The sequence below is a fragment of the Pseudomonas sp. RA_35y_Pfl2_P32 genome (assembly GCF_963970735.1).
Lineage (GTDB): Bacteria > Pseudomonadota > Gammaproteobacteria > Pseudomonadales > Pseudomonadaceae > Aquipseudomonas.
In genome coordinates this window covers 1-362 of sequence record NZ_CAXAQF010000402.1, presented here as the reverse complement: position 1 = coordinate 362, position 362 = coordinate 1, and the positions used below count along the sequence as shown (strand labels likewise).

Genomic DNA, 362 nt, shown 5'->3' with positions numbered 1-362 from the left:
GCTCCGACTCCATCGGTAACAAATGTCAGATCGGCCACCAGGATGAAATCATGGTGCTGGCTTATTCACACGACATGCTCACGGGCAATGACGGTAGCGTGGCAGGTGGGCGTGGCAAGCACATGCCAATCATGATTACCAAGGGTATCGACAAGTCATCACCATTGCTGGCAAGTGCGCTGCATGAGACTGAAGAAGTGGAGTGCAAAATAAACTTTTACCGCACCTCTGCGAGTGGCGGCCAAGAGCGGTACTATTCAATACACCTGACCGGTGCACGTATCGCTCGTATCAGCTTGCAAGTTCCCCATGCCATTCGTATGAATGACGCAGAGCCCCAAGAGTTACTCTCCATTCGTTAT

Annotated in this window: 1 protein-coding gene; it reads left to right on the top strand. The window is 51.7% G+C overall.

Annotation, left to right across the window (positions count from 1 at the left end):
- Positions 1–11 precede the first annotated feature (11 nt).
- The coding region (gene tssD / locus AACY45_RS28900; RefSeq protein ID WP_339548895.1) for a type VI secretion system tube protein TssD at positions 12–362 on the top strand (351 nt) is incomplete at its 3' end.